This is a genomic window from Burkholderiales bacterium, assembly GCA_036262035.1.
Lineage (GTDB): Bacteria > Pseudomonadota > Gammaproteobacteria > Burkholderiales > SG8-41 > JAQGMV01.
On record DATAJS010000004.1, the window covers coordinates 22,634 to 44,361 of the forward strand.

Here is a 21,728-nt window from a genome sequence, read left to right on the forward strand (position 1 = left end):
GTGCCCGCGATCTGGGTCATGCTCGGCATCATATTGCTCAACATGACCGCATTTCGCGGCAGCAAGGTGGTGGTGACGCTGTTCGCGATCGAGCTCGGCGCGCCGCAGTTCTCGATCGGAGCGATCATCGCGATGTACTCGGTGTTCCCGATGATCCTCGGCGTGTTCGCGGGCAAGCTCACCGACCGGCTCGGCGTGCGCCGGCCGCTGATCGGCGGCACGCTCGGCGTGGCGCTCGCGCTGCTCGTGCCATTCGCGTTTCCGCGCATGCCGTCGCTGTATCTCTCCGCGATACTCATCGGCGCGTCGTGGGTGTTCTACAACGTCTGCGCGCAGAACCTGATGGGGCTGCTCTCGACGCCGGAGACCCGCGCGAAGAACTTCAGCAACTTCGGCCTCGTCATGGCGGGCGGCAGCTTCTTCGGGCCGACGCTCTCGGGCATCGCGATCGACCACATCGGCTACGCGAAAACCTATCTCGTGCTCGCCGCGATCCCGCTGGCCTCGATCGTCGTCATCGCCACCTCGCGCGCGCTGCGCAACGCCAAGGGCAAGGGCGGCGTGAAGGAGGAAGAGGCGACGTATTCCGCCAACCTCCTGCAGAACGTGCCGTTGCGCCGCACGCTCATCACCAGCGCGACGATCCTGACCGGCACCGATCTCTTCCAGTTCTACATGCCCATTTACGGTCACTCGGTGGGACTGTCGGCCTCGGCGATCGGGACCATCCTCGGGATGTTCGCCGTCGCCGCATTCGTGGTGCGTCTGGTCATGCCGGCGCTGGTGAAGCGCTACACGCCGGACACGGTGCTGCTGTGGGCGCTCTACATCGGCGCGGTGGCGTACGTGCTGTTCCCGATGTTCGAGACCGCGCTGCTGCTGGCCGCGGTGGCGTTTCTCCTCGGTCTGGGCATGGGCTGCAGCCAGCCGGTGAGCCTGATGCTCATCTACGACCGCGCGCCGCCGGGCCGCTCGGGCGAGGCGCTGGGGATGCGCGTCACGATCAACAACTTCATGCACATCGCGGTGCCGATGATCTTCGGCACGCTAGGTACCGCGCTCGGCGTGGCGCCGGTGTTCTACGCCAATGCCGCGATCCTCGCCGCCGGCGGCGCCATCGCGACCCGCGCCCGTAATGCGCTCGCGACCGGTTCATAATGCGCAACTCACGAATCGAGGGTGTCACCATGAAAATCGCAGTCATCGACGACTACCAGGGCGCGTTCAGGAAGACCAAGGCGTTTCCCAAGCTGCAGGGCCACGACGTGGTCGTGTACACCGACACCGAGAAGGATCCCGCCAGGCTCGCCGAGCGGCTGAAGGATGCCGAGGCGGTCGTGCTCACGCAGCAGCGCTCGCCCTTCCCGCGCGCGGTCATCGAGAAGCTGCCGAAGCTCAGGATGATCAGCCAGACGGGGAAGAACGCCTATCACATCGATCTCGAAGCGGCGAAAGAGAAAGGCATCGTCGTGTCGGCCGGCGGCGGCAGCAGCCCCAATCCGACCGCGGAGCTGACGTGGGCGATCATCCTCGCAAGCTTGCGCAACATTCCCCAGGAAGCGCAGAACATGAAAGAGGGGAAGTGGCAGAGCACCGTCGGCATCGGCCTCAAGGACAAGGTGCTCGGTGTCTACGCCTTCGGCCGCATCGGCAGCATCGTCGCCGGCGTCGGCCGCGCGTTCGGCATGAAAGTGATCGTCCTCGGCCGCGAGGCGTCGACCGCCAAGGCGCGCGAAGCCGGTTACGAAGTGGCCGCGAGCCGCGAAGCGTTCTTCGAGCAGGCGGACATCGTCACGCTGCACCTGCCGCTCAACAAGGAGACGCGGGGCATCGTCACGGCGCAGGACCTCGCGCGCATGAAGCCCGCCGCGATGATCGTCAACACCAGCCGCGCGCCGATCATCGCCGAAGGCGCGCTGGTGGAAGCGCTGAACAAAGGCCGCCCCGGCTACGCCGCGATCGACGTCTACGAGAGCGAGCCGATGATGGACGCGAACAACCCGCTGCTCAAGATGAAGAACGTGCTCTGCACGCCGCACCTGGGCTACGTCGAGCAGCGCGTGTACGAAGGGATCTACGGCGTGGCGGTCGATCAGATCCTGGCGTTCGCGCAGGGGAAGCCGATCAACGTCGTGAATGCGTAATTGCGTGCACGGGTGAACGGAAAAACCCGTCATTCCCGCGAAGGCGGGAATCCATTTTGACGTTCAAAAGAAAAAGGCCGCTTACGCGGCCTTTTTTTATCAATGCAGGTGCTTGTTCCGCGGATGCAGCGGAATCACCGTCGACTGCGTCTCGCTCTCCTCGCCTTCGGCCGGCATCGTGGCGCCGGCCGCATCGAAGAGCTGGTTGATCAGCGCGGCGACCTGCTCGGTCTCGCCTTTGCCGATGTGACGCGAGAGCAGGTTCGAGACGTCTTCCACCACGCACTGGCGGCGGAACTCGTGGATCGCCTGCGCGCTCGGCCCGACGAACATCTGATAGAACTCGTCGTCGGCGCCTTCCGGGTAGTACGTGACCTCGATCTCCGAGGCGTACTCGGTGAGCGTACCTAAGTTGTGGAACGTCTCGGTGAGACGGCTCTGGAAGCTGCGCCCGACCTCACCCGTCCAGCAGATGTTGATCACGCGCTCCTTGAGATCGAAGCTGATCCCCGGCTCCTCGCGCTCGAGGCTGTGGGCGTCCGCGATCGTGTCGACGTCGAGATAGTCGAGCCAGGGGCGCATCGCCTGGTCGATCTGCGAGACCCTCACGCCTTTGCACAGGAATACGCTGCCATGCACGTGCACTTCGGTTCGCATAAGGGGGACTCCGGTGATGGGGGGTGCCGGGGCTGGGAAAGATCCGGCGGAAGTCGTCAAGGATAGCACAGCGGGGCCATCTCAGCCCGCCGGCTCCTTCAGGAGACCCAGTTCCCGCAGCGCAGCAGCCATCTCGGTACGCTCGCTGTCGAGAAAGCGCCGGAGCGCCGCAGCATCGGTATAGGTCGCGCTCAATCCGTCTCGTTCGAGCTCGTCCTGCCACGTGCGCGTGGCGACCACCGCGCGCAGCGTCTTTTCCCAGAAACGCACGTGCGAGGCGCCGATGCCTTGCGCGCCGGTCACGCCGCGCCACGCGCCGACGACGCAGTCGACGCCCTGTTCGCGCCAGGTCGGTACGTGGGCGAGTGTGCCCGCCAGCCGCTGGGGAGCCGAGACGCCGATCACCCGGACCTTCCCCGACGAAAGCGCGCTCTGGGTGCTGGCCGCGGTGACGGCGGCGACGTCCGCGTTGCGTTCGACGACGTCGGCGACCGCCAGCAGCGCCGAGTCGAAGACTCGTACGATCGGCGCCTTCGGCTCCGCGCCCGCGTGCGTGACCAGGCGGGCGAGCGCGATGTGATTCGGGTTGCCGAGCGCGGTGGACAGCGCGATCCTCGTCCGGGGAGCGAACCTGGCGAGCTGGTCGATCAGCGCGGCGCCGTCGCGCAGGGGCGCATCGTCGTGTATCGCGAACGCGATGTACTCGGTGTAGAGCATCGCGATCGGCGTGTAGTCGCGATGATCGAAGGTTGCGAGGCCGACGAGCCGATCGGTGGTGAGGTTGGGATGGCTGATCGACACCACGTGCGGATCGCCGCGATGCTCGTCCATGTAGCGCCACGCGTTGCGCGCGCCGTCACCGGGGACGTTCTTCACGTGCACCGGCACTTCGAGCAGATCGTGCGTTTCGATGGCTTTCAGCAGCGCACGCGCGGTGCGGTCCAGCCCCCCGCCGGGCGGCGTGCCGGCGACGATCTCGATCTCGTGGTCCGGTTTCCAGTCCATCGGGTCAGCTTAGCACGCGTCGAAAGGCATGATTGACCGCCAAGGACGCAAAGGACGCCAAGGAAAAGCAAAACGATTCGAATACGTTCTTGGGTTCCTTTGCGTCCTTTGCGTCCTTTGCGGTTAAATGCTCTTAAAAGAACTGCGAGGAGGATGGAATGCGCGGAGCCAAGCTGCTGCTGTTCGCGTCGACGTTCGCGTGTGGTGTCGCGAGCGCGCAGACGTATCCGACCAAGCCGGTCCGCATCGTCGTGCCGTTTCCGGCGGGCGGGACGTCGGACATCCTGGCGCGCGCCTTGGGGCACAAGCTCGCGGAGGAGATGAAGCAGCAGTTCGTGGTCGACAACCGTCCGGGCGCGGGCGCGAACATCGGGGCCGAGATCGTCGCGAAGGCGCCGCCCGACGGTTACACGCTGCTGCTCGCGTCCACCATCCACACGATCAACCCGAGCCTGTATCCGAAGCTCGGCTACGATCCGGTGAAAGACTTCGCGCCGGTCGCGCTGATCGCCGCGACTTCGCAGGTGCTCGCCGTGCACAACTCGGTGCCGGTGAAGACGGTGAAGGAGTTCATCGCGTACGCGAAGAAGCGCCCCGGCGAGCTCAATTACAGCTCCGCCGGCAGCGGCAGCCAGCCGCACCTCACCGCCGAGCTCTTCAAGTCGATGACGGGAATAAACATCGTGCACGTGCCTTACAAGGGCGCCCCGCCGGCGATGATCGATCTGCTCGCGGGACAAGTCGCGCTCACCTTCGCGACGGCCCCGTCGGCGGTCCCTCACGTAAAGGCCGGCAGGCTGCGCGCGCTCGGCGTCAGCACCGCGCAGCGCATCCACGCGCTGCCGGACGTGCCGACGATCGCCGAGGCCGGCGTGCCGGGTTTCGAATCGAGCGGGGCGAACGGCCTCGTCGCTCCGGCCGGGACGCCGCAGGCGATCGTCGATCGCCTGAGCGCCTCGGTGATACGCATCGTGAAAGAGCCTGCGACGGCGAAGTATCTGAGCGACCAGGGCGCCGATCCGCTGCCGATGCCGCCGGCCGAGTACGGCGCTTACATCAAGGCCGAGGTGGTTAAATGGGCGAAGGTCGTCAAGCTCGCGGGCGCAAAGGTCGACTGAACCCAGTGTTTAGTGTTAAGTGAGTGCTCCGTAACTTAACACTCAACACTCTTATTACGCGCTCGCCACCGCCGGTTTCACGCTCGTGTCGGGCATGAAGACCACGAGCAGGTTGGCGAGAATGATCGTGCCGGCGAGAAAGTAGAAGCCGACGTAGACGTCGGTCGCGTCGGCGATCATCCCGAAGAGGAACGGCGAGACGCTCCCGCCGAACGACGTCACCGCGAACTGGATGCCGACACCCGCGCCGGCGAGCTTCTTCGGCGTGCACTCCACTGCCCACGCCTGCAGCACCGCGCGCATCGCGTAGAGGAAGAAGCCGACGAGCGCGACGAACAGCACGAACGCCACGCTCTTGCCCGCGAGCACCATGCCGATCAGCATGACGCCCGTCAGCAGCATGCTCGACATCACCACCCGCTTGCGGCCCATCTTGTCCGACAGGTGTCCGCCGATCGGGCCGGCGATGAAGCCGCCGACCTGGAGCAGCGTCATGCACACGCCGACATAGAGCGGCGAGTAGTGCAGCTGGTACGCGAGATAGACCGGCAGGAAGGTGAGCAGGCCGGTCTGAGTCATCGTGCGGAACGACGAGCTGATCGATACCAGCATCAGCGAGCGGTTGCGTAGGAGCATGCCGTAGTCGCGCAGGTATTCGCGGAAGCTGTGCTTCTCGACCCTGGCGTTGATCGCGTCGGCGTCTTCGCCGCGGGCGGTCATGAACGCGCCGAGCATGATGAGGATCAGCATCGCCATGGTGATGCCCGGCACGACGTTGATCACCACGACGGTGCGCCACGTGAACCAGCCGAGCAGGGCGCCGACCACGATCGGCGCGAGCGCCTCGCCCATGTTGCCGCCCATGCCGTGGAACGAGAGCACCAGGCCTTTGCGCTGCGGATAGCGGTACGCGAGCGTGGGGATCGCCGCCGGGTGCCAGATGTTGTTGCCGATGCCGACCAGCGTGACGCACACCAGCAACATCCAGAAGTTGTGCGTGACGCTCATGAGCGCGTACGGCACGCCGACCCAGAAGAGCGACGCGGCCAGCAGGTAGCCCTTCTGCCCGACCGTGTCGACGATCATGCCGCCGGGCAGATTCGAGATCGCGCCGGCGAGATGCTGGATCGTCATGATGACGCCGATCTCGGTATAGGTCAGGCCGAGCTCCTTGCCGATCAGCGGCAGCAGCAGATAGAACGTCGCCGTATACCAGTGCGTGAGCCCGTGCCCGGCCGCGATGAGCCAGACTTCCTTGAAGCTGCGAGGCGAAGACGCTGTTGCGGCGGCGGTGCTCATGGCGGGCTCGGGCGCGTCGTTGTCGGAATGCGCCGGATGATAGCATTCAAGGCTTTCGCCGTTCACGGCTCACGGTTCACGGTTTTCCACCCATGCGCACCGATCTCGAACGCTTCTTCAACCCCCGCTCGATCGCCGTCATCGGCGCTTCGCCGAACTTCGTCACGATACAGGGCCAGCCGCTCAAGCACCTGCAGTCGCACGGCTACGCCGGCACGCTGTATCCGGTCAATCCGCGCTACCCGGAAGTCGCGGGGCTGAAGTGCTACCCCTCCATAGAAGAGGTTCCCGAGACGCCCGAGCTCGTGCTGATCCTCGTCAACGCGTCGATGGTCGTCGACATGCTGCGCCGCTGCGGGAAGAAAGGCGTGCCCTACGTGATCATCTTCAGCTCGGGCTTCTCCGAGGTCGGCGGCGGCGGCGTGCAGCTCCAGGAAGAGCTCCGGGCAATCGCGCGCGAATACGACATCGGCGTCATCGGCCCGAACTGCCAGGGCATGATCAACGTCGCCGACCGCGTGTACGGCGGCTTCGGCTCGGTGTTCAACTCCGATTACGATCCCGGCCCCGTGAGCATGGTGTCGCAGTCGGGCGGCTTCGGTTTCTCGGTGATGAACCTCTCGTCCAAGGACGGCGGCCTCGCGTTCCGGCAGATGGTGACGACCGGCAACGAGATCGGCGTCTCGACGCTCGACTTCATCGAGTATTTCATCCGCGATCCGCAGACCGAGATCATCGCGGGGTACGTCGAAGGCCTGAAGGACGCCGACCGGCTGCTCGACGTGGGCGAGAAAGCGATGCAGGCCGGCAAGCCCATCCTCATGTGGAAGGTCGGCAACACCGAGCAGGGCCAGCGCGCTGCGGCGTCGCACACGGCCAACCTCGGCGGGGCGATGGCGCTCTATCGCGCGGCGTTCAGGCAGAAAGGCATCATCCAGGTCGACGACATCCAGGACGTGGTCGACTACGGTCGCGCGTTCCGCTCGGGACGGCTGCCGAAAGGCAACCGGCTGGCGATCATCACGATCTCGGGCGGCGCGGGCATCCTGATGACCGACGAGATCGTCGCGCGCGGCATGCAGCTCGCGCAGCTTGCGCCCGAGACGCTGGCGAAGCTCAAAGCGTTCATCCCGTCGTTCGGATCGCTGCTGAACCCGGTCGACGTCACCGCGGCGATCTTCAACGACCTCACGCTGATCGACCGCACGCTGCAGACGATCATCGACGATCCGGGCGTGGACTGCGTCGCGATGATCAACGCCTCGCTGCAGGGCGAGCTCGCGCACGCCATCGCGGCCGAGATCGTCGCGGGGGCGAAGAAGACCGACAAGCCGGTATTCCTCTGCTGGAGCGCGCGCGACGTGTCCGCGGTCGATGCCTACGGCCTGCTCGACGCCGCGCGCATCCCGCACTACAAGTCGCCGGTGCGCTGCGGCCGGGCGCTGGCGGCGGTGTCGTGGTACGCGGAAGCGAAGCGCCGCGTTGAGGCGCAGCGCAACGAAAGACCGCTGGTCCTCCAGGGCCCTGGGGCGAAGAAGCTCCTCGCGGGGCGCACCGCCGACGTCGCGGAGCACGAAGCGAAGCGCATCCTCGCCGAATACGGCATCCCGGCGACGCAGGAGGCGCTCGCCGCGACCGCGGACGAAGCAGTCGCGGCGGCGAAGCGCATCGGCTACCCGGTCGCGATCAAGATCCAGTCGCCCGACATCTCGCACAAGACCGAAGCCAAAGCGGTAAAGCTCGGGCTGGCGGACGATGCCGAGCTGCGCAAGGCGTTCGACGAGGTCGTCGCCAACTCGCGCGCCTATAAGGCCGACGCCAAGATCGAAGGCGTGCTGGTGCAGGAGATGGTCAAAGGCGGCACCGAGGCGATACTCGGCGTCACCAACGATCCGCTGTTCGGCCCGGCGGTGATGTTCGGCCTCGGCGGCATCTTCGCGGAGGTGCTGAAGGACGTCGCGTTCAGGCTGGCGCCCGTCACGCCTTCGGTCGCGCGTGAGATGATCGAGGAGATCAAGGGCTACCCGGTGCTCGCGGGCGCGCGCGGCAAAGCGCCCGCGGACGTCGATGCGCTGGCGGATGCGATCGTCAGGCTGTCCGCCCTCGCGGTCGATCTGAAAGACTCGCTCGCCGAGCTCGACATCAATCCGCTGTTCGTCATGGAGAAGGGCAAGGGCGTGAAGGCCGCCGACGCGCTGATCAAGCCGAAGGGATAACGACATGGAAGTCTCAAGCGAAGTCCGCCAGCTCTGCGACGAGATCCGCCGCTTCATCCGCAGCGAAGTCGATCCGCGCTCGCGCGAGATCGAGGAGAACGACGCGGTTCCCGACGACCTGATCCGCAAGGCGCGCGAGATCGGGCTTTTCGGCCTCACGATCCCCGAGGAGTACGGCGGCATCGGCCTCAACCTCGCGGGGAAGTGCGCGGTCGAGGAAGAGATGGGCAAGACCAACTACGGTTTCGCCACGCTCATCGGCAACCACACCGGCATCAGCACGGCCGGCATCGTCGCGCTCGGCAACGAGGCGCAGAAGCGCAAATATCTGCCGAAGATGGCGAGCGGCGAATGGATAGGCGCCTTCGCGCTGACCGAGCCGCAGGCGGGCTCGGACCCCGCGTCGATGCGCACGCGCGCCGAGAGGAAGGGCGACAAGTACATCCTCAACGGCGAGAAGATCTTCATCACCAACGCGATCCTGGCGAACGTGTTCACGGTGATGGCGATCACCGATCCGTCGAAAGGCATCAAGGGCATCTCGGCGTTCATCCTCGAGCGCGGCTTCAAGGGTTTCGCCATCGGCAGGAACGAGCTCAAGATGGGCATGCACGGCTGCACGACCGCGCCGCTCGCGTTCACCGACTGCGAAGTGCCGGCGGAGAACCTCCTCGGCGGCGAAGGCCTGGGTTACATCCAGGCGATGAAGACCTTGACCGCGGGGCGCGTCACCGTCTCCGCGCGCTGCTGCGGCATGATGGACAAGCTCATCCAGCAATGCGTGGACTACATGAAAGTGCGCACCCAGGGCGGCAAGAAGCTCGCCGACCACCAGGGCCTGCAATGGATGCTCGCCGACATGTCGGTCGCGCGCGACGCCGCGCGCGGGCTCACCTACCGCGCGATCGACAAGCTGGTGAGCGGCGAGCGCGGCACGATGGAAGCCTCGGCCGCCAAGCTCTTCTCGACCGAAGCGCTGGGCCGCGTCGTCGACGCCGCGGTGCAGATCCACGGCGGCATGGGTTACATGCGCGAGATGGGCATAGAGACCACGTTCCGCGACGCGCGGATCGTGCGGATCTACGAAGGCACGTCCGAGATCCAGCGCAACATCATTGCGGGGCAGCTGTTAAAGGACAATTAACCGCAAAGGACGCAAAGGACGCAAAGGAAACCAAGAACACTATTCGAATTGCTTTTCCTTGGCGTCCTTTGCGTCCTTGGCGGTGAATGCTTTTGAAGAATAAGGACTGGCATGGCCAACGTTAAAGAACTGCTGAACCTGGAAGGAAGGGTGAGCGTCGTCACCGGCGGCGCCACCGGCATCGGTCTGCGCATGGCGCTGGGGCTCGCCGAGGCGGGATCGAACCTCGTGATCGCGTCGCGCAAGCTCGACGCCTGCGAGCAGGCCGCGCACGAGATCGAGAAAACGGGCGTGAAAGCGCTCGCGGTCGCCTGCGACGTGACCAAGCAGGACCAGGTCGAAGCGATGAAGGACGCGGTGATGAAGCGCTTCGGGCACATCGACACGCTGGTCAACAACGCCGGCCGCGCATGGGTCGCGCCGCCCGAGGACTTGCCGGTCGAGCGCTGGCAGCAGGTCTTTGATCTCAACATCACCGGGCCTTTCCTGTGCGCGCAGGCGCTGGGGCGCGAGATGATCAAGGTCAGGAGCGGCAAGATCATCAACATCGCTTCGATCGCCGGCCTCGTCGGCCGCAACCCGCGCGCCTACAACTCGATCGCCTACGGCGCGAGCAAAGGCGCGCTGGTGAACTTCACGCGCGATCTCGCGGTGAAGTGGGCGCAGCACAACATCCAGGTGAACTGCATCTGCCCCGGCTTCTTCGTGACCCCTCTCAACCAGAAGCTCTACGAGAAGAACAAGGAGAATATCGACCGCGAGATCCCGCTCGGCGCACCCGGCGGCCCGGACGATCTCAAGGGCATCGCGGTGCTGCTCGCCTCCAGCGCGTCGAACTTCATGACCGGTGCGATCATCCCGGTCGACGGAGGCTCCGTCGCCTGGTAACCCGCCCGCGGCGCGCGCCGTGACGCTCGCGCCGGGCGTTCGCAAGCGCGAAGTCTGGGCGTGGGCGATGTACGACTTCGCCAACTCGGGCTATACGACGGTCGTCATCACCGCGGTGTTCAGCGCGTACTTCGTCGCCGAAGTCGCGGGCAAGGCGCCGTGGGCGACGTTCGCATGGACCGCGGCGCTGTCGTTGTCGTACGTCCTCATCATGTTGACCGGGCCCCTGATCGGCGCCTACGCCGACGCCCACGCCGCCAAGAAAAAGCTCCTGCTGCTGACCACGGTCGGCTGCGTGCTGTGCACCGCCGCGCTCGCGGCGGTCGGCCGCGGCGACGTCGCGCTGGCGGTCGCCTTGATCGTGCTGTCCAACTTCTTCTTCGGCAGCGGCGAGAACCTGATCGCCGCGTTCCTGCCGGAGCTTGCGGACGAGCGTGCGATCGGCAAGGTGTCGGGATGGGGCTGGTCGCTGGGCTACGTCGGCGGCCTGGTGAGCTTAGGCGCGTGCCTGGCCTACGTCACGCACGCGCAAGCGCAGGGCGCGGCCGCGGCGCAGTTCGTGCCGGTCGCGATGCTGATCACCGCGGCGATCTTCGCGGCTGCGAGCCTCCCCACTTTTCTCTGGCTGCGCGAGCGCGCGCGGCCGACGGGGCAGCAGCACGCGGCGCAGCGCGCTTTCGCGCGCATCCGGCAGACGCTGGCGCACGCACGCCGCTACAGCGACCTGCAGCGCTTCCTGCTGTGCGTCGTGTTCTACCAGGCGGGCATACAGACCGTGGTTGCGCTCGCGGCGATCTACGCGCAGGAAGCGATGCACTTCACCACGCAGGAGACGATCTCGCTCATCCTGGTCGTCAACGTCACCGCGGCGGTCGGCGCCTATCTCTTCGGCCAGTTCCAGGACCGGCTCGGCCACGTGCGCACCATCGTCTTCACGCTGCTCGGCTGGATCGCCGTCGTCCTGCTCGCGTACGAAAGCGAGAGCAGGGCGCTCTTCTGGATCACCGCGAATCTGGTCGGCGTCTGCCTCGGCTCCAGCCAGTCGGCGGGCCGCGCGATGGTCGGCTATCTCGCCCCGCCGGAGCGCAGCGGGGAGTTCTTCGGGCTGTGGGGGCTCGCGGTGAAGCTCTCGTCCATCCTCGGCCCGATCACCTACGGCCTGGTGAGCTGGATCTCGGGCGGCGATCACCGCCTCGCGATCCTCATCACCGGCTTCTACTTCGTCGCGGGCCTCGCGCTCGTGGCGAGCGTGGATGTCGCGCGCGGGCGCGAGGCCGCGCTCAGTTCGCCTGGATCCCCGCGGACTTGATGACCTTCGCCCACTTCGCGATCTCGGCCTTCATGTAGGCGCTGAACGCGTGCGGCGTGCTGCCTACGGGCTCGGCGCCTTCCTTGGTCAGGCGGTCGTGCAGCTCCGGCTGGTTGAGGATCGCCACGACCTCGCGGTTCACCTTGTCGACGATGTCTTTCGGCGTCTTCGCGGGCGCGAGGATCCCGTACCACGTCGCCGACTCGTAGCCTTTGATGCCCGCCTCGATCATCGTCGGCAGCTCGGGAACGGTCGCCGAGCGCTTGGGCCCGGTGGTCGCGAGCGCGCGCAGCTTGCCCGCTTTGACCTGCGGCACGCCCGAAATGATGCTCGGGAAATTCATCGAGATCTGCCCGGTGACGGTGTCGAGCAGCCCCGGCGCCACGCCTTTGTACGGCACGTGGAAGATGTTGATGCCCGCGAGCAGCTTGAAAAGCTCGCCCGAAAGATGGCTGCCGGTGCCGTTGCCCGCCGAAGCGAACGAATACTTGCCCGGATTGGCCTTGGCCAGCGCGACGAGCTCCTTCACCGAATTGGCGGGGATCGACGGGTTCACCACGAGCATCAGGTTCTGCGTGGCGACGAGCGTCACCGGCGCGAAATCGCGGATCGGATCGTAGGGCAGGTTCTTGTGCAGGCTGACGTTGGTCGCGCACGAGGACACCGTGCACATGAGGAACGTGTAGCCGTCGGGAACCGCTTTCGCCGTCGTTTCCGCGGCGATCACGCCGCCTGCGCCGGGGCGATTGTCGACCACGACCTGCTGGCCCCATTTCTCGCTGAGGCGGGAGCCGATCGTGCGCGACAGCGTGTCGACGCTGCCGCCGGGCGTGCTGGGAACGAGCAGGCGCACGGGGCGCGTGGGGTAGTTGGTTTGCGCAGCGATCGCGGGGAGCGCTGCGGCGAGCGCGAGCGCGACCGCGCCGCGCGTCAGAGTGCTTTTCATTGGGGTGTCTTTCGATGTGCTTCCGGAGGCCGGAATTTTAGCCCGACCCCGGTAGAATCGAAGAATCCCCGGAGGAACAATGAAGCTCTCAATCGCCGCGGCCGCGATGCTCGCCGCGTGCGCCGCTCACGCGCAAAACTATCCGACCAAGCCCATTCGTTTCGTCGTGCCGTTCGCGCCCGGCGGCGGCGCCGACCTCGTCGCGCGCACCGTCGGACACAAGCTCACCGAAGCGCTCGGCCAGCCCGTCATCGTCGACAATCGCACCGGTGCGGCGGGCAGCATCGGCGCCGAAGTCGTCGCGAAATCGCCGCCCGACGGTTACACCCTGCTGCTCGGCAGCAGCGGGCCGCTCGCGATCAACCCGAGCCTCTATCCCAGGCTTCCGTACGATGCCGCGCGCGATTTCGCGCCGATCTCGCTCGCCACGATCATGCCGTTCCTGCTGGTCGTGCATCCGACGCTGCCGGTGCACAATGTGAAGGAGCTGGTGGCGCTCGCGAAGTCGCGGCCGAATCAGCTCAACTACGCGTCGCCCGGCGCGGGCTCGACGACGCACCTCGCGAACGAGCTCCTGAAATCGATGACGGGCATGAAGATCGTGCACATCCCGTACAAAGGCGTCGCCCCCGCCGCCGTCGATCTCATCAGCGGACAGGTGCAGATGATGGCCGGCGACCTGTCGAGCCTCATCCCTCATATGAAGTCCAACCGCATGCGCGCGCTCGCGGTGACGGGCGCCAAGCGCTCGCACCTCCTGCCCGCGGTGCCGACGGTCGCCGAGTCGGGCGTGCCCGGTTACGAGGCGAGCGGCTGGTTCGGCGTGCTGGTGCCCGCGGCGACGCCGGCGGCGGTGCAGGAGCGCCTCAACGGCGCCATCGTCAAAGGGCTTGCAGCGAACGATGCGCGCGAGCGCCTCGGCGCTTTCGGCGGCGAAGCCGGCGGCAGCACGCCCGAGCAGTTCGCCGCACATATCCGGGGCGAAGCCGCCAAATGGGGCAAGCTCATCAAAAGTCTCGGCCTCAAAGCCGACCAGGGTTGAAGTGGGTGTCTCGCAGCGGGACACCAACGGTTAAGGAGTCAGCGATGTCCAAAGGCAAGGAACTGAAGGCGCTCATCAACGCGCCCGAAATCGTCATCACCCCCGGCGTCTACGACGGATTTTCGGCGAGGCTCATCGCGAGCGCGGGTTTCAGGACCGCGACCATCTCGGGCGCGGGCACGTCGGAGAGCCGCCTCGGCTGGGCCGACCGCGGCATCATGGGCCTCTCGGAGAACCTCGAGAACGCGCGGCGCATCGCCGACTGCACCGATCTGCTGCTGCAGGCCGACGCCGACACCGGCTACGGCAACGCCCTCAACGTGTACTTCGTCGTGCAGGCGTTCGAGAAGGCGGGCATGGCCGCGATCATGATCGAGGACCAGGTATGGCCCAAGCGCTGCGGCCACATGGCGGGCAAGCAGGTCATCCCCGCGGAGGAGATGGTGCAGAAGATCAAGGCCGCGGTCGACGCGCGCCGCGACTCGGGGTTCGTCATCAAGGCGCGCACCGATGCGGCGACTCCGCTCGGTCTCGATGAAGCGATCCGCCGCTTGAACCTGTACGCGGAGGCCGGCGCCGATTGCGTGTTCGCCGATGCGCTCTCGTCGCGCGAGGACATCGCGAAAGTCGCGAAGAGCGTCTCCAAGCCGCTCTCGGTCAACATGGGCCTCGGCATCCGCGCGCGAAAGACCACGCCGCTCATCCCACCGAAGTACTTGCAGGAGCTCGGCGTGGCGCAGATCAGCTATCCGCGCCTGCTGTCCGCCGCGGCGCTGCGCGGCATGATGAACGCGCTCGACGTGTTCAAGACCGACGTGCTCGGGGCGAACAAGTCGGTCGATCGGCCGGATCTGTCGGTCAATTTCGAAGAGCTCAACGATCTCATGGGCATGAAGGCGCTCGATGAGCTCGAGAAGAAATACACGGGCGGTTGAAGTTCAAAAGCAATTAACCGCCAAGGACGCAAAGGACGCAAAGGAAAAACGAATTTGTCATTGCGAGGAGCGCGAGCGACGAAGCAATCCCGGAACGTCCGGATCGTGCGCCACGAGATCGCCGCGGCGCCCTTCGGCGCCTCGCGATGACATTTTTGCTTTCCTTTGCGTCCTTGGCGTCCTTTGCGGTTAAAAAGGTTTTTAGGAGTTAAGCCATGGGCATGACCATCGCGGAAAAGATCCTCGCGAACAAAGGCGGCCGCGACGTCGTGGGGCCGGGGGACATCGTCACGGTCGAAGTCGACACAGTCATACTTTTCGACAACAACTTCATGCCGGCGAACTGGCGCGACATCCTCAAGGTGCGCGACCCCGAGCGCATCGTCGTGGTGCTCGACCATCGCGTGCCGGCGCCGAACGCGATGGCGGCGGGCGCGCACATCACGGGGCGCAAGTTCGCCGAGAAGTTCGGCATCAAGCGCGTGCACGACGTCGGCTACGACCAGGGCATCAGCCATCAGCTCGTCGCCGACCTCGGTTACGGCATTCCCGGCACGGTGCTCGTGTGCAGCGACTCCCACACCTGCAGCGCCGGCGTCTTCAACTGCCTGGCGCGCGGCGTCGGCGGCCCCGACGTCTTCTACTCCGCGATCAAGGGCGAGACGTGGTTCCGTTGCGGTGAGACCGTGCGCTACCAGCTCACCGGCACCCTGCCGAAAGCGGTCACGACCAAGGACGCGTTCCTGCAGATCGCGGGCAAGCACGGCGCGCACGCGACGATGAACGTCGAGTACGGCGGTCCCGGCATGGCGAGCCTGTCCGTCAACGCGCGCAAGACACTGACGACGATGTCGGCCGAGCTCTCGGCCGAGTTCGCGACCTTCGAGCCCGACGACGTGCTGATCGACTGGGTGCGCTCGCGCAGCACCCGCGAGTTCGAGGCGGTGTATCCGGACGCCGACGCGAAGTATCTCGACGTCCGCGAGGTCGATCTCTCGACGCTCGAGCCGCTGGTCGCGTTCCCGGACACGGTCGTGCAGAACTCACGCCCGGTGAAGGACGCCGCCGGCACCAGGATCGACCAGGCGTATCTCGGGAGCTGCGCCAACGGCACGCTCGACGACCTCGAGCTCGCGGCCTCGGTCGTCGCGGGCAAGCGCGTCAGTGCAGGCGTGCGCTTCATCGTGACGCCCGCGTCGCAGCTCGTCTATCGGCAGGCGCTGAAGAGCGGCGCGCTGGAGAAGCTTGCCGACGCCGGCGCGATCGTGGCGCCCCCGACCTGCGGCGCGTGCGGCGGCGGCCACATGGGCGTCATCGGTCCCGACGAAGTCTGTATCACCGCCAGCACGCGCAACTTCAAGGGCCGCATGGGCGACCCGAGCTCCAAGGTGTACATGGGCTCGCCGGCGACCGTCGCGGCTTCGGCGCTGGCGGGTTACATCACCGATCCCCGCGAATTCCTGAACTGAAAAGCAAAGCGTCAACACGGAGGACACGGAGGAACACGGAGGACACGGAGAGAAACGTCATTGCGAGGAGCGCGAGCGACGAAGCAATCCCGGAGCGCCCGTTATCGTGCGTCACGCGATCGCCACGTCGCTTCGCTCCTCGCGATGACCCATTTGCTTCTCCTCCGTGTCCTCCGTGTTAATGCTTTTGATCCTAAGGTTACGACCATGAAATTCACCGCCCGAGTCTGGAAGTTCGGCGACAACATCAACACCGACCTCATCCTGCCGAACGTCGCGTTCTATCTGACGCCCGACGAGCAGCTTCGCTACGTCTTCCGCGCCAATCGTCCGGGCTGGGTCGACGAGATGCGGGCGGGGGATATCCTGATCGGGGGACGTAACTTCGGCATGGGCTCGAGCCGTCCGGCGGCGCGCAACCTGAAGAACCTCGGGCTGTCGTGCCTGGTCGCGGACTCGATCAACGGGCTCTTCTACCGCAACGCGGTCAATTTCGCGTTTCCCGCGATGGAGTGCCCGGGCGTGCCCGACCTCTTCGAAGAAGGCGACGAAGCGCTCGTCGACTTCGACGCGGGCACGGTGACCAACGTGACGCGGGGCAAGTCGCTCCCGGGCCGCACGATACCGCCGCAGCTCCTGCGCATCGTCGACGCCGGCGGGATCTTCCCGCTGCTCGAGCGCGACGGGTGCATCGCGCCCAAGGCCGCTACGTAGGATTTCGCGACAGTAAGCCCACACTTCCGATAATCCCCTACGCTATACTCGCGCGCAACGCTATGGAGGCGCATGGGGCATCCCGAACTCGACGCATTCGGCCAACCACAGCCCGCCGACGGCGGGGAGGCGGCTGACGCGTCCGCGCTTCCCATCGATACGCCCGGTCCCAGCGCCCGTCTGCTCCTCGAGTGCGCCCGCGCATGCATGCGCGCACGCGAGGAGGCCGAGCTCGCGCGCACGATCGAGACCCTGCTCGTCCAGTCCGGCGAATACGCCGCCGCGAGGATCGCGTCCGACGCGGACGGACAGGATGCGGCTTCGAGCGCGCCTGACGCGGTCTCGATCCCGCTGGTCATGGCCGGCCGCGCGTTCGGCCAGCTCGTGGCGCAGCCGGTACGGCCCGCAGGTCCGCTCGAGCTGCGGCGGCTGCAAGACCTCGCGCAGGACGTCGCTTACGCGCTGGGGCGCCTGAAGCGGGCAGCGGCACGGCGCGCGGTCGCGGTGAGCGCGCGCCGGCTGCGCGAGACGTTCGAGCACGCGGCGGTCGGCATCACGCGCATCGACCTCTCCGGGCGCTTCATCGACGTCAATCAGAAGTTCTGCGACATGCTCGGCTACACGCGCGACGAGCTGATCGGGCGCCAGACGATCGACGTGACGGCGCCGGGCGACTACGGCACCGGGGCGGCGTTCCGCGAGCTGGCGAAAGCCGGGCGCGCCACGAGCTCGGTCGTCGAGAAGCGCTACGTGCGCAAGGACGGGACGTACGTGTGGGCCAAACGCACGATGTCCCCCGCCTACGACGAGATCGGCACCGTCGTCGACGTCATCAGCATCGTCGAGGACATCACCGCGCGCAAGACGGCCGAGGAGGCGCTCGCACGCGAGCACATGCTGCTGCGCACGATCATCGACGCGCTGCCGCACTACATCTACGTCAAGGGCGCCGACGGCAGGCTCACGATGGCGAACCGGTCGTGGCTGGCCGCGCGGGGGCTGACGATCGACGAGGCGCGCGGCAAGACGATTTACGATGTCTTTCCGCCGGACCTCGCGGCGAGCCTGGAAGCGCAGGACCGTCCCATACTCGCGCTCGGCCAGTCGATCATCGACCACGAGCAGCACGTGGTCTACACCAAGCCCGACGGCAGCCTGCACGACCGCTGGTCGCTGACGACCAAGGTCCCGCTGCGCGATTCGGCCGGGGCCATCATCGGCGTCGTCGGCATCAGCCGCGACATGACCGAGCGCAAGCTGATCGAGGCGTCGCTCCTGGAAAGCGAGCAGCAACTGCGCGCGATGTTCGAGAACGCCGACGTGGGCATCTCGGTGAGCGGACTCGATCTCAACTACCTGCGCGTGAACGACAAGTACTGCCGCATCGTCGGCTACACGCGCGAAGAGATGCTCGGGATGAGCATCGCCGACGTGAACACGCCGGAGAACCTCGAGGCGCTGAAGGCCTACAGGGACCGCGTGCTGCGCGGCGAGGCGCCCGAGCAGGTGCGCGAGAAACAGCTCGTGCGCAAGGACGGCACGCCGGTCTGGGTCTCGATGGCGACTTCGCTGGTGCGCGCCGCGGACGGCGCGCCGCGCTATTTCATCGCGGTGATCCAGGACATCTCCGAGGCGAAGCGCGCGGCCGAGCTCCTGAAGCGCAGCGAGGAGCAGTTCCGCCGCCTCGCCCATTACGACAGCCTGACGCGGCTGCCGAACCGCGCGCTGTTCTACGACCGCCTGGCGCACGCGCTGGCGCAGGCGCGGCGCAACAAGTGGACGCTCGCGGTGCTCTTCATCGACGTCGACCGCTTCAAGCACGTCAACGACACCTTCGGCCACACCGTGGGCGACCAGTTGCTCAAGATGGTGTCCGAGCGCCTGGCGGCGTGCGTGCGCAGCGACGACACCGTCGGCCGGCTCTCGGGCGACGAGTTCGCGATCGTGCTCTCGCGCGTCGCCGAGGCCGAGGACGCGGCGATCATCGCGCAGAAAGCGGTCGATTCGTTCAACCAGCCTTTCCTGCTCGAAGGCGCCGAGGTCTTCGTCACCGCGAGCATCGGCATCACCGTCTATCCCAACGACGGGGAGGACCAGGACATCCTGATCCGCAACGCGGACGTGGCGATGTACCGCGCCAAGGAGCTCGGCCGCAACAACTTCCAGTTCTATACGAGCGAGCTCAATCGCCGCACGCGGGAGATGATGAGCCTCGAAGCCGAGCTGCGCCGCGCCATCGAGCGCGACGAGTTCGTCCTGCACTACCAGCCCAAGGTGAGCGTGGCGACCGGCCGCATCACCGGCGTCGAAGCGCTGCTGCGCTGGATGCACCCCGAGCGCGGGCTCGTGCCGCCGGGCGATTTCATCCCGCTGCTCGAGGAGACCGGCCTCGTGGTGCAGGCGGGCTCGTGGGTGCTCGACGCGGTATGCCGGCAGATCAAGGCGTGGCAGGCGGCCGGCATAGACCCCGTGCCGGTGGCGATCAACCTCTCGGCACGGCAGTTCGTCGCGCCCGACCTCGCCGGCAGCATCCGGCGCGCGCTGGAGAAGCACGGCGCGGACGCCGCGCTGCTCGAAGTGGAGATCACCGAGAGCGCGATCATGCACAACACCGACGAGGCGATACGCACCCTCGAGTACCTGCAATCGCTCGGCGTGCAGACCGCGGTCGACGATTTCGGCACCGGCTATTCGAGCCTGGGCTATCTCAAGCGTTTCCCGCTGCGCGCGCTGAAGATCGACCGCTCGTTCGTGCGCGACATCACCACCGATCCCGACGACGCGACGATCACCCAGGCGGTGATCTCGATGGCGCACAGCCTCGAGCTCAAGGTCATCGCCGAAGGCGTCGAGACCGAGGCGCAGCTCGAGTTCCTCGAGCGCTACGGCTGCGACGAGGTGCAGGGGTTCATCTACTCCAGGCCGCTGCCGGCGGACGAGTGCGGCGCGCTCATCGCCGACGACCGATCGGCGTAGGCGGTGCCTTACGGCTGCTGCCTAATCGTACTGTGTCATCGCGAGGCTCGCGCAGCGAGCCGTGGCGATCTCGTGGCGCACGAGCCGTCCCGAGCGTCTCGGGATTGCTTCGTCGCCGCGCGCGCGGCTCCTCGCAATGACACAGTAGGACTAGCGGCGAAGCCGCGTAACGCACCACTGAGGCTCAGGTAAACCGAAACACCAAAGACAGCGGCTCCATCCGATCGCGCGGCTTGCGGATGCGCTCCGCCATGGCGAGCGCATACGGCGCGGTTTCTAGCAGTATCGTCATCTCGCGCTCGTTCAGGTTCAGTCCCGCGCGCTTCGCCATCCGCTCGACCAGCGACACGGTCTTCGCGTCGAGGTCGGGCCGCACCGGCTCGTTGCCCGGCGTGACTTTCGGCTGGGGCGTTCCGGGCTCGAGCTTGGGATGGCGCGTGTGCCAGTCGGTCGCCTGCTGGAAGGCGTGACCGGTCTTCAGCACGCGCGCATCGTCGCCCGGACGGCCGATGATCTGCAGCCCGAGCGGCAGCCCGTTCTTCGAGAACCCGCCGCACAGCACGAGCGCGGGATTGCGCGCGACGTTCGACGGCGTGAAGACGTTCGAGCGCTTGTAGAAGTTGACCGTGCGGTGCTCGTCGAGCCGCGGCGCGGGGCCGAAGCCGCACGTGAGGAGCACGTCGTAGCGGTCGTAGAGCGGCTGCATCTCGGCGAGATAGCGCCGGTGCTCGCGCGACGCCTGCACGTAGTCGCTCGCCGTGAAGAGGCACGCCGGCAGCGCGCGGCCGAGGAAGTCGCGGCCGAAATCGCCCGGGCGCGTAACGAGGTTGTCGTAGTGGACGGAGAAGAGCTCGCTCTCGCCGATGATCACCTTGATGTCGAGCCCTTCCATCATCGGCCTCGCGCGCGCGGTCTCCACTTTCGCGCCGAGGTCCGCGAACACGCGGATCGCTTCCTCCATCATCGCGCGCTGGTCGTCGGGGCCGGGGAGGTCCTCCTCCCAGTAATGCCGCAGCACCCCGATGCGCAAGCCCCTGATGTCGCCGCGCAAAGACGCGCGGTAATCGGGGATGGGCTGCTCGATGCTGCCGGGATCGCGGGGGTCGTGCCCGGCGATCGCCTGGAGCAGGATCGCGCAGTCCTCGACGGTGCGCGCCATCGGCCCGCAGTGATCGAAAGTGAACGAGTTGGGAATGACCCCGTAACGGCTGACGAGCCCGTAGGTCGGCATGAAGCCGGTGATGCCGCAGAACGACGCGGGGCCCCGGATGGAGCCTCCGGTGTCCGAGCCCAGCGCCGCGGGAACGAGGCCCGCGGCGAGCGCCGCGCCCGAACCGCTCGACGAGCCGCCGGTGAAGTGCTCGAGGTTCCACGGGTTGCGCGAAGGCGGCCACGGCAGATCGAACGAAGGGCCGCCGTGCGCGAACTCGTGCGTCTGGAGCTTGCCGCACAGCACCGCACCTGCTTCGACGAGCTTCGCCGTCGTCGCGGCATCCTCTTCGGGAACGTTGTCGATCGCGACTTTGGAGCCGCCCGTCGTCGCCGTGCCCTTGGTGTTGTAGATGTCTTTGAGCGCGAACGGCACGCCGTGCAGCGGACCGCGATAGTCGCCTTTCGAGATGTCCTGCTCCGCGCGCCGCGCGGCCCATAGCGCGATGTCGGACGTGCGCGCGATGTAGGCGTCGAGCTGATCGTCGAGCGCGTCGGTGCGGGCGATCAGCCCCTGCGTGAGCTCGACCGGCGAGAGCTTGCGCGCTTTGATGAGGTCGGCCGCCTGTGCGACGGTGAGATAGTGGAGGTCGGCTGTCATGGGAGCGGTCCTGCGGTTGGATGAGCGACGGATAGAATAACCGCAGGAGGACGGCC

Annotated in this window: 17 protein-coding genes; 12 read left to right on the plus strand and 5 right to left on the minus strand. The window is 66.5% G+C overall.

The genetic code is table 11. The annotated features are described in order from the left end of the window. Both VHP37_02765 and VHP37_02770 read left to right on the plus strand, forming a co-directional pair. Nucleotides 1-1,158: an MFS transporter gene (locus VHP37_02765; protein HEX2825245.1), complete on the plus strand. Its 1,158-nt coding sequence runs from the start codon at nucleotides 1-3 to the stop codon at nucleotides 1,156-1,158. Between the two features lie 29 nt (nucleotides 1,159-1,187). Then, nucleotides 1,188-2,144, plus strand: coding sequence for a D-2-hydroxyacid dehydrogenase family protein (locus tag VHP37_02770; protein ID HEX2825246.1), 957 nt, complete (start codon nucleotides 1,188-1,190; stop codon nucleotides 2,142-2,144). A 99-nt stretch (nucleotides 2,145-2,243) separates the two neighbouring features. Here VHP37_02770 and VHP37_02775 read toward each other — a convergent pair whose 3' ends face one another. After that, nucleotides 2,244-2,801 (minus strand): DUF6806 family protein, encoded by a 558-nt coding sequence (locus tag VHP37_02775; protein ID HEX2825247.1) that lies wholly within the window; start codon nucleotides 2,799-2,801, stop codon nucleotides 2,244-2,246. 81 nt (nucleotides 2,802-2,882) lie between these two features. Next, entirely contained in the window at nucleotides 2,883-3,806 is a 924-nt protein-coding gene (locus tag VHP37_02780) for a tripartite tricarboxylate transporter substrate-binding protein (protein ID HEX2825248.1), read from the minus strand. Between the two features lie 158 nt (nucleotides 3,807-3,964). Here VHP37_02780 and VHP37_02785 point away from each other — a divergent pair, with 158 nt between their 5' ends. Beyond that, nucleotides 3,965-4,924, plus strand: coding sequence for a tripartite tricarboxylate transporter substrate binding protein (locus tag VHP37_02785; protein HEX2825249.1), 960 nt, complete (start codon nucleotides 3,965-3,967; stop codon nucleotides 4,922-4,924). 54 nt (nucleotides 4,925-4,978) lie between these two features. Here the strand turns inward: VHP37_02785 and VHP37_02790 are convergent, their stop codons facing one another. Next, nucleotides 4,979-6,223 carry an MFS transporter gene (locus tag VHP37_02790; protein ID HEX2825250.1) on the minus strand — a complete coding sequence of 415 codons (1,245 nt, stop codon included), beginning with the start codon at nucleotides 6,221-6,223 and terminating at the stop codon, nucleotides 4,979-4,981. A gap of 92 nt (nucleotides 6,224-6,315) precedes the next feature. Between VHP37_02790 and VHP37_02795 the strand changes: the two genes are divergently transcribed. The 4 genes from VHP37_02795 (at nucleotide 6,316) to VHP37_02810 (ending at nucleotide 11,780) form a co-directional block, all read left to right on the plus strand. Next, nucleotides 6,316-8,439: an acetate--CoA ligase family protein gene (locus tag VHP37_02795; protein ID HEX2825251.1), complete on the plus strand. Its 2,124-nt coding sequence runs from the start codon at nucleotides 6,316-6,318 to the stop codon at nucleotides 8,437-8,439. Nucleotides 8,440-8,443: 4 nt separating this feature from the next. Continuing rightward, nucleotides 8,444-9,583, plus strand: a complete 1,140-nt coding sequence (locus VHP37_02800) for an acyl-CoA dehydrogenase family protein (protein ID HEX2825252.1) — start codon at nucleotides 8,444-8,446, stop codon at nucleotides 9,581-9,583. 111 nt (nucleotides 9,584-9,694) lie between these two features. Continuing rightward, a complete protein-coding gene (locus tag VHP37_02805) occupies nucleotides 9,695-10,471 on the plus strand; it encodes a glucose 1-dehydrogenase (GenBank protein HEX2825253.1) in 777 nt (258 codons plus the stop codon). 19 nt (nucleotides 10,472-10,490) lie between these two features. Beyond that, nucleotides 10,491-11,780, plus strand: a complete 1,290-nt coding sequence (locus tag VHP37_02810; GenBank protein ID HEX2825254.1) for an MFS transporter — start codon at nucleotides 10,491-10,493, stop codon at nucleotides 11,778-11,780. Here VHP37_02810 and VHP37_02815 read toward each other — a convergent pair. Then, nucleotides 11,752-12,726: a tripartite tricarboxylate transporter substrate binding protein gene (locus VHP37_02815; GenBank protein HEX2825255.1), complete on the minus strand. Its 975-nt coding sequence runs from the start codon at nucleotides 12,724-12,726 to the stop codon at nucleotides 11,752-11,754. The two genes, VHP37_02810 and VHP37_02815, sit on opposite strands and share 29 nt — an antisense overlap. 79 nt (nucleotides 12,727-12,805) lie before the next feature. Here VHP37_02815 and VHP37_02820 point away from each other — a divergent pair, with 79 nt between their 5' ends. From VHP37_02820 to VHP37_02840, 5 genes are all read left to right on the plus strand, one after another. After that, entirely contained in the window at nucleotides 12,806-13,768 is a 963-nt protein-coding gene (locus VHP37_02820) for a tripartite tricarboxylate transporter substrate binding protein (protein HEX2825256.1), read from the plus strand. 44 nt (nucleotides 13,769-13,812) lie between these two features. Continuing rightward, the gene (locus tag VHP37_02825) at nucleotides 13,813-14,703 is read left to right on the plus strand and encodes an isocitrate lyase/PEP mutase family protein (GenBank protein ID HEX2825257.1); all 891 of its coding nucleotides are present in this window, start codon (nucleotides 13,813-13,815) and stop codon (nucleotides 14,701-14,703) included. A gap of 215 nt (nucleotides 14,704-14,918) precedes the next feature. Then, complete coding sequence (locus tag VHP37_02830; GenBank protein ID HEX2825258.1) at nucleotides 14,919-16,172, plus strand: aconitase/3-isopropylmalate dehydratase large subunit family protein; 1,254 nt, start codon at nucleotides 14,919-14,921, stop codon at nucleotides 16,170-16,172. A gap of 207 nt (nucleotides 16,173-16,379) precedes the next feature. Further along, nucleotides 16,380-16,886: a 3-isopropylmalate dehydratase gene (locus tag VHP37_02835; GenBank protein HEX2825259.1), complete on the plus strand. Its 507-nt coding sequence runs from the start codon at nucleotides 16,380-16,382 to the stop codon at nucleotides 16,884-16,886. A 207-nt stretch (nucleotides 16,887-17,093) separates the two neighbouring features. Further along, a complete protein-coding gene (locus tag VHP37_02840; GenBank protein ID HEX2825260.1) occupies nucleotides 17,094-19,862 on the plus strand; it encodes an EAL domain-containing protein in 2,769 nt (922 codons plus the stop codon). Between the two features lie 184 nt (nucleotides 19,863-20,046). On the opposite strand, the gene VHP37_02845 is transcribed toward VHP37_02840, so the two are convergent. Then, nucleotides 20,047-21,672 carry an amidase gene (locus tag VHP37_02845; GenBank protein HEX2825261.1) on the minus strand — a complete coding sequence of 542 codons (1,626 nt, stop codon included), beginning with the start codon at nucleotides 21,670-21,672 and terminating at the stop codon, nucleotides 20,047-20,049. Between the last annotated feature and the right edge of the window lie 56 nt (nucleotides 21,673-21,728).

Coding starts and splice junctions, on each gene's coding strand:
- VHP37_02845 (HEX2825261.1), bottom strand. CDS start 21,672: ATGACAGCCGACCTCCACTATCTCACCGTCGCACAGGCGGCCGACCTC.
- VHP37_02800 (HEX2825252.1), top strand. CDS start 8,444: ATGGAAGTCTCAAGCGAAGTCCGCCAGCTCTGCGACGAGATCCGCCGC.
- VHP37_02830 (HEX2825258.1), top strand. CDS start 14,919: ATGGGCATGACCATCGCGGAAAAGATCCTCGCGAACAAAGGCGGCCGC.
- VHP37_02795 (HEX2825251.1), top strand. CDS start 6,316: ATGCGCACCGATCTCGAACGCTTCTTCAACCCCCGCTCGATCGCCGTC.
- VHP37_02815 (HEX2825255.1), bottom strand. CDS start 12,726: ATGAAAAGCACTCTGACGCGCGGCGCGGTCGCGCTCGCGCTCGCCGCA.
- VHP37_02835 (HEX2825259.1), top strand. CDS start 16,380: ATGAAATTCACCGCCCGAGTCTGGAAGTTCGGCGACAACATCAACACC.
- VHP37_02775 (HEX2825247.1), bottom strand. CDS start 2,801: ATGCGAACCGAAGTGCACGTGCATGGCAGCGTATTCCTGTGCAAAGGC.
- VHP37_02805 (HEX2825253.1), top strand. CDS start 9,695: ATGGCCAACGTTAAAGAACTGCTGAACCTGGAAGGAAGGGTGAGCGTC.
- VHP37_02825 (HEX2825257.1), top strand. CDS start 13,813: ATGTCCAAAGGCAAGGAACTGAAGGCGCTCATCAACGCGCCCGAAATC.
- VHP37_02820 (HEX2825256.1), top strand. CDS start 12,806: ATGAAGCTCTCAATCGCCGCGGCCGCGATGCTCGCCGCGTGCGCCGCT.
- VHP37_02780 (HEX2825248.1), bottom strand. CDS start 3,806: ATGGACTGGAAACCGGACCACGAGATCGAGATCGTCGCCGGCACGCCG.
- VHP37_02785 (HEX2825249.1), top strand. CDS start 3,965: ATGCGCGGAGCCAAGCTGCTGCTGTTCGCGTCGACGTTCGCGTGTGGT.
- VHP37_02840 (HEX2825260.1), top strand. CDS start 17,094: ATGCGCGCACGCGAGGAGGCCGAGCTCGCGCGCACGATCGAGACCCTG.
- VHP37_02770 (HEX2825246.1), top strand. CDS start 1,188: ATGAAAATCGCAGTCATCGACGACTACCAGGGCGCGTTCAGGAAGACC.
- VHP37_02790 (HEX2825250.1), bottom strand. CDS start 6,223: ATGAGCACCGCCGCCGCAACAGCGTCTTCGCCTCGCAGCTTCAAGGAA.